This is a genomic window from Streptomyces sp. CRN 30, assembly GCF_034105845.1.
The window spans coordinates 1-6216 of sequence record NZ_JAVRHI010000053.1 but is presented as its reverse complement, the minus strand read 5'-3'; the positions used below and the strand labels follow the sequence as shown (position 1 = coordinate 6216).

General features: G+C 72.9%; 6 protein-coding genes and 1 pseudogene. 1 reads left to right on the top strand and 6 read right to left on the bottom strand.

Annotated elements, in window-relative coordinates; genetic code table 11:
• Together UW392_RS05215 and UW392_RS05210 are read right to left on the bottom strand one after the other, a co-directional pair.
• Positions 1-204 (bottom strand): annotated as a pseudogene (locus tag UW392_RS05215) (sigma-70 family RNA polymerase sigma factor); the annotation flags it as partial.
• Positions 205-296: 92 nt separating this feature from the next.
• Positions 297-1481, bottom strand: coding sequence for a glycerophosphodiester phosphodiesterase (locus UW392_RS05210; RefSeq protein WP_320773669.1), 1185 nt, complete (start codon positions 1479-1481; stop codon positions 297-299).
• Positions 1482-1869: 388 nt separating this feature from the next.
• On the opposite strand from UW392_RS05210, the gene UW392_RS05205 reads away from it, so the two are divergent.
• A complete protein-coding gene (locus UW392_RS05205) occupies positions 1870-2553 on the top strand; it encodes a lysophospholipid acyltransferase family protein (protein ID WP_320773668.1) in 684 nt (227 codons plus the stop codon).
• A gap of 145 nt (positions 2554-2698) precedes the next feature.
• Here the strand turns inward: UW392_RS05205 and UW392_RS05200 are convergent, their stop codons facing one another.
• The 4 genes from UW392_RS05200 to UW392_RS05185 all read right to left on the bottom strand — a co-directional run.
• On the bottom strand, positions 2699-4234 hold the full coding sequence (locus UW392_RS05200) for an MFS transporter (RefSeq protein WP_320773667.1): 1536 nt from the start codon (positions 4232-4234) through the stop codon (positions 2699-2701).
• Positions 4231-4782, bottom strand: a complete 552-nt coding sequence (locus UW392_RS05195) for a helix-turn-helix domain-containing protein (RefSeq protein ID WP_320773666.1) — start codon at positions 4780-4782, stop codon at positions 4231-4233. The genes UW392_RS05200 and UW392_RS05195 overlap by 4 nt, the downstream gene beginning before the upstream one ends.
• A 73-nt stretch (positions 4783-4855) precedes the next feature.
• On the bottom strand, positions 4856-5827 hold the full coding sequence (locus UW392_RS05190; RefSeq protein WP_320773665.1) for an aldo/keto reductase: 972 nt from the start codon (positions 5825-5827) through the stop codon (positions 4856-4858).
• 214 nt (positions 5828-6041) lie between these two features.
• On the bottom strand, positions 6042-6216 hold a 175-nt coding region (locus tag UW392_RS05185; protein WP_320773670.1), incomplete at its 5' end, for a transposase.

Sequence of the window (6216 nt, the reverse complement as noted above, 5' to 3'; positions counted from 1 at the left end):
GCGGGTGCGGCGCGCCTCGGCCCGGACGGCACCGCGCAGCCAGTCGGCCGGATCGTCGGGCGGGCCGTCGGCGTCCAGGCGTTCCAGCAGCCGCAGCCAGACGGCCTGCTCCAGGTCCGCCGCCTCCGTCCCGGCCGCGTGTGCCTCGGCGCGGGCCTCGGCACGGAGCAGCGGGCGCAGGGCGGCGACGATCTCGTGGGTCATGTGCGACCGGACGCGCCCGCCCCGGCGGCGAGTTGCCGGGGCGGGCGGGAATCACCCCGTCCGGGGCGTCGCGGTCATCGGTTGACGCCGGATCAGCCGTCGAGGAAGTCCTCGCGGGCGAGGAGGCCCGTGTCGGGGTTGTCGGTGAAGATGCCGTCGATGCCCGTCGCGAAGTAGGCGCGGAACGCGCCGAAGGCGTCGCCGTAGGCCGCCGGGTCGGTGCCCTCGCGGAAGTCGGCGGGCAGGAAGATGTTCTCGTTGCGCAGCGTGTACGGGTGCACGACCAGACCGGCGTCGTGCGCGTCGTCGACGAGCGTGGTCGGCCGGGCCAGCCGGCCGCTCGCGTCCCTGGGGATCACCAGGTCGAGGGTGGGGCCGAGGCCCTGCGCGTACGAGGCGATCCGGCGCAGCCCCTCCGGCTTCACCAGGTCGGCGACCGTGCGCGGGTCGTTCGCCTCGACGAAGTCCCAGGGGCGGGTGTTCGCGCCGGACAGCAGGACGACGAGGGGGTTGTCCACCAGGCGGTTCAGCCGCTCCATGCTGCTCGGCTCGAAGGACTGCAGGATGACCGGGGAGTTCTTCCTGTGGCGCCCGTACTTGCGCAGCAGCTTCGCGAGCGGCTCCTCCAGGCCGAGGCCCAGCTTGCGGAAGTACGTGGGGTGTTTGGTCTCGACGTACAGCCAGACCTCCCGGCCGCGCCGGCGCGACTCCTGCTCCGCCCAGCGCAGCACCTCCTCGAAGGTGGGGATCTCCCAGCGGCCGTCGTAGAGCGTGTTCTGCGGGCGGGTGCCGGGGATGCGCTCCGTGGCGCGCAGCGTCTTCAGTTCGGCGAGCGTGAAGTCCTCGGTGAACCAGCCCGTGTAGGAGACCCCGTCGACGACCTTCGTGGTCCTCCGGCCGGCGAACTCGGGGTGGTCGGCGACGTCGGTGGTGCCCGTGATGTCGTTCTCGTGCCGGCACACGAGGTGGCCGTCCTTGGTCGGCACGAGGTCCTGCTCGATGACGTGCGCGCCCATGTCGAGGCCGAACCGGTAGGACCCGAGGGTGTGCTCGGGCCGGTAGCCGCTGGCTCCGCGGTGCGCGACGATCGTCAGTTCGGGCAGCTTGCGGTATCCGCCGCCGCTGCCGTGGCGCTCACCGGCTCTCGCCACACCGGGCAGTCCGACGACCGCGCCGCCCGTGCCGAGCACCGCGGCTCCGAGCAGCGTCCGCCGCCCCGCTCCCCGGCCCCGCTGCCCGTACGACTCCTGCGAACCCTGCGACTCCTGCGTCCCCATTGCGGCACTCCTCCCGAACTGCCCTGCGTCGTCCTGCGCCTGCCGAAGCGGGACGATCGTAGGTGGCGCGCGGTGACGGGCGGGAGGCCTGGACGGGAACACGCGGGTCACGCTGGGTGTCGTACGCGAGTGCCGCGCGGGGCGGGGGACCTGACGGGGCGTCGGCTTGGGCGGGGCCGTTCCGGGTACCCGTGCGGAGGGCCTCGCACGCGATGTCCGTCACAGTGCCGTGCGGGTGCGTAAGCGCCCATCGGGCACAAAGCGCAGGTTAACGTACGTCAACAGTGCGTATCCGTCGCGTGAACCCGATGTGCGCGACCCGGGGGACCGCGAGTATGGTCCTCACCTGCACAGACTCATATCGAACCACTTGACGTCGGAGGGCCCGTTGTCCCGCTTCGTGCTCATCAAGGCAGTGCTCGGACCGATCATGCGCCTGATGTTCCGCCCCCGGGTGGAGGGCGCGGAGCACATTCCCGGTGACGGCCCGGTCATCCTCGCCGGCAACCATCTGACCTTCATCGACTCGATGATCCTGCCGCTGGTCTGCGACCGGCAGGTGTGCTTCATCGGCAAGGACGAGTACGTCACCGGCAAGGGGCTCAAGGGCCGGCTGATGGCCTGGTTCTTCACCGGGGTCGGCATGATCCCCGTCGACCGCGACGGCGGCCGGGGCGGTGTCGCGGCCCTGATGACCGGGCGCCGGATCCTGGAGGACGGCAGGATGTTCGGCATCTACCCGGAGGGCACCCGCTCCCCCGACGGCCGCCTCTACCGGGGGCGCACCGGCATCGCCCGCCTCACGCTGATGACCGGCGCCCCCGTCGTCCCGTTCGCCATGATCGGCACCGACAAGATCCAGCCCGGCGGGGCCGGACTGCCGCGGCTCGGGCGGGGCCGGCGGGTCACCGTCCGCTTCGGCGAGGCGATGGAGTTCTCCCGCTACGACGGCATGGACCGCGACCGCTACGTGCTGCGCGCCGTGACCGACTCCGTGATGGCGGAGGTCATGCGGCTGTCCGGGCAGGAGTACGTGGACATGTACGCCACGAAGGCCAAGGACGCGGCGTAGCGCTCCGCGGGCCGCACTGCACAGCGGGTCCGTCGCGATGGCGACGGACCCGCTTCGTCATGACCGGCGGTCGTCGGCCGGCAGTCGGCGGCTGCCCGTGAGGCTCCGGCCCGCGCCCTGACCCTGGCGCGCCCCGGCGCCCGGGTCAGGGATGTTCCGGCCGCTCCTCCAGCCGTTGGCCGCGCAGCAGGAACCAGGCCGCCACCGAGGCGGACAGCAGGACCGCGGCGCCGGCGCCGGCCGCCAGGCTGAGGCCGTCGACGAAGGCCTCGCGGGCCGCCGCCATGAGGGCCGCCGCGCTGTCCGCGGGCAGGGCCGACGCCACCTCGGTGGCGCCGCCGAGGGATTCGTGCGCGGCCTCCGGGGTGCCCGCCGGAGCCGTGAAGCCCCGGTAGACGCCGGTCACGACCGAGCCGAGCAGCGCGATGCCGAGGGCGGCGCCCAGTTCGTACGCGGTCTCGGACACCGCGGACGCGGAACCCGCCTGCTCCTTGGGGACGCTGGAGAGGATCACGTCGGCGGTCACGGTGAACGCGAAGCCCGCGCCGAGGCCGACCACCAGCAGGGCGCCGCCGAGCAGCGGATAGCCGGTCGACTGGCTCAGCACCGTGAGGGAGCCGAGCGCCAGGCCCACGGCGGCGAGCCCGCCCGCGACCACGGCCCGTACGGAGAACCGCCGGGCGGCCCGGCCCGCGACCAGTCCGGCCACCACCGCGCCGAGGGCGGCGGGCAGTTCGGCGAGCCCGGCCTCCAGCGGCCGCCTGTCCTGCACGAGTTGCAGGTACTGGGAGAGGAAGAACACCAGCCCGGACAGGCCGAGGATGGTCAGCAGGTCCGCGACGACGGCGCCGGAGAACCCGCGGTGGCGGAAGAGCCGCATGTCCAGCAGGGGCGCGGGCAGGGTGAGCTGACGCCGTACGAAGCCGTACAGCGCGACCACGCCGAGGACGGCGGCGGCCAGGGCGCCCGCGGACGGCCCGTGCGACGCGGCCTCCTTGATGGCGTACACCACGGCGATCATGCCGACGAGCGAGAGCAGGACGCTGGCCAGGTCCCACGGTCCGGGCGCCGGGTTGCGCGACTCGGGCAGCAGCCGGACGCCGACCAGCACCAGCACGGCCATCACCGGCAGGTTGATCAGGAAGACCGAGCCCCACCAGAAGTGTTCGAGCAGCACGCCGCCCACGACCGGGCCGACCGCCGCACCGGCGGAGGTGGTCGCTCCCCAGATGCCGATGGCGAGGCTGCGCTCGCGCGGGTCGGGGAAGATGTTGCGGATCAGGGCGAGCGTGGAGGGCATCAGGGTGGCGCCCGCGACACCCAGCAGCGCCCGCGAGACGATCATCATCTCCGGCGTCGTGGCGTAGGCGTTGAGCACGGACATCGCGCCGAACGCCGTGGCACCGACCAGCAGGAGCTTCTTGCGGCCGATGCGGTCGCCAAGACTGCCCATGGAGACCAGCAGGCCCGCGATGACGAACGAGTAGACGTCCCCGATCCACAGCAGCTGGTTGCCCGAGGGGTTCAGGTCCTCGCTGATGTACGGGGTGGCGAGACCGAGGACGGTCGCGTCGACGGCCACCAGCAGCACGGCGAACACGAGCACGCCGAGGGCGAGCCAGCGCCCGCGGCGTGCCTCCGTCCCCTCCACGGCGGCCGTCCGCTGCTCTATGCCGGTCATGATTCCTCTCTCCGCAGTGCGCCGCCGAGCAGCAGCTCGACGATGTTGGACTTGAGGTCCTTGCCGGCCACCCGACCGTCGATGACGCCCCACGCGCCGGCCGCCATCAGCCCGTACAGGGCCTCCGTGAGCCAGACCGGGGTGAGGTCGATGCGGAACTCGCCGCTCTCCTGGCCGCGCCGGAACAGGGCGGTGATCCGCTCGTCGATCCGGGCCCAGCCCTGGTTCTGCTCCTCGCCCTCGAACAGCTGGTTCTCGGAGTAGAGGAAGGCGAGCAGTTCCGCGGCGGGTTCCATCTCGCGCACCAGCCGGACGACGGCGTCCCGCGCGGGCCCCTCGTCCAGCCGGGCCGCGTCCAGGGCGGCCTCGCACTCGGCGATGCCGAGCGCTTCCAGTGCGCGCACGAGCGCGTCCCGCCCGGCGAAGTGCCGGTGGAGCGTGGCCCGGCTGATCCCCGCCGCCCTGGCGACCTCGTCCATGGTGGCGGTGGATCTACGGGTCAGAAGTGCGGCGGCGGCGCGCAGCACGTGGTGACGGTCGAAAGCCATGAGACAACCATACCCCGCATGAGACTCTGATGTCTCATGCGGGGCGTTCGCGTCTCACGTCCCGCGAGGTCGCTCAGTGCCAGGGCAGCTGTCCGCGCTGTCCCCAGTACGTGCCCGGCTCCTGCGCGAGCGCGGCGAGCCGGGCGAGCTGCTCCTCGTCGAGGTCGACGGCGGCGGCGTGCAGGTTGGAGGCGAGCTGCTCGGTGGTCGCGGCACCGGAGAGGACGACGTCCGCCCAGGGCTGCCGGAGCACGAAGGCGAGGGCGACCGCGTCGGCGCCCGCCCCGGCCCGCGCGGCGATGTCCCGCACGGGCTCCGGAGCGTGCGCCGCGGTGAGCCGGCCGTTGGCCATGCCCTCCTTGACGATCACGGTGAGCCCGGCGTCGTGCGCCTCGGCGAGCGCGGGCCCGGCCGAGGTCTCCAGGACGTTGACCGTGGACTGGACGGTACGGAAGAGGGGCGCGCCGTCGACGGTCACGGCGAGCGCGGCGCGGATCGCGTCCGCCTGGGCGGGCCCGCTGGTCGAGAAGCCGATGGTGACGCCGGAGGCCGCGGCCTCCGCGAGCCGGGCGTGGAGGGCCGCGTCGGTGAGGGCGGGGCTGTCCGGGGTCACCGAGTGGATCTGGTAGAGGTCGAGCCGGTCGCCGAGGAGTGCGGCGGTCTCGGCGCGCTGCCGCTCGTACGTGGCGACGGTGTGGTCCTTGACCTCGTGGTGCTCGGCGTCGGTGCGCCAGTCCGCGGTGTACGTGTAGCCCCACTTGCTGCCGATCACCACGTCGGTGATGTCGGGGCGGGCGCCCAGCCAGCCGGCGAGGAACTCCTCCGCGCGGCCGTAGGAGCGGGCGGTGTCGAAGTAGCGCACGCCCTGGGCGTAGGCGGCATCGAGGAGTTCGTGGCTGCGGGCGCGCAGGGCCTCGACGCTGCGGCCGGCAGGCAGGTCCCGCTCACGGCCGAGGTTGATGTACCCGGGGCGGCCGACGGCGGCCAGGCCGAGACCGAGGTGACAGGTGGGCGTGGTCGCCGAGGCGAGTCGTGCGAAGGGCATCGCGGGCTCCGTTCCGGTCGCGTCCGGGGCGCGTACCCCGGCGTCACCGCGATGATCGCTGGTCACGCGCGCGTGGGAGGACACCGGGTCCCCCACGCGCGCGCGTGCACCGCTTAGCTACCGGGACTATTCGCAGTGCACCGGGCTTCAGCCCCGTGGTGAAGCGAGTCTGAGAGCTGCTCTGACCTCAGCTGTGTGCACGGATCCGCACTGTTCACCTCGGCCCAGGTCGGAGCGGCCGGTTCTGCTGCTCGATGTACTGCTTCACGATGCTGAGCGGTGCGCCGCCGACGGAACCGGCGAAGTACGAGCCGGACCAGAGTCGTTGTGCCCGCCAGTAGTGGCGGACGAGGTCGGGGAACTCCTGGCGCAGCCGCCGGGAAGAGACG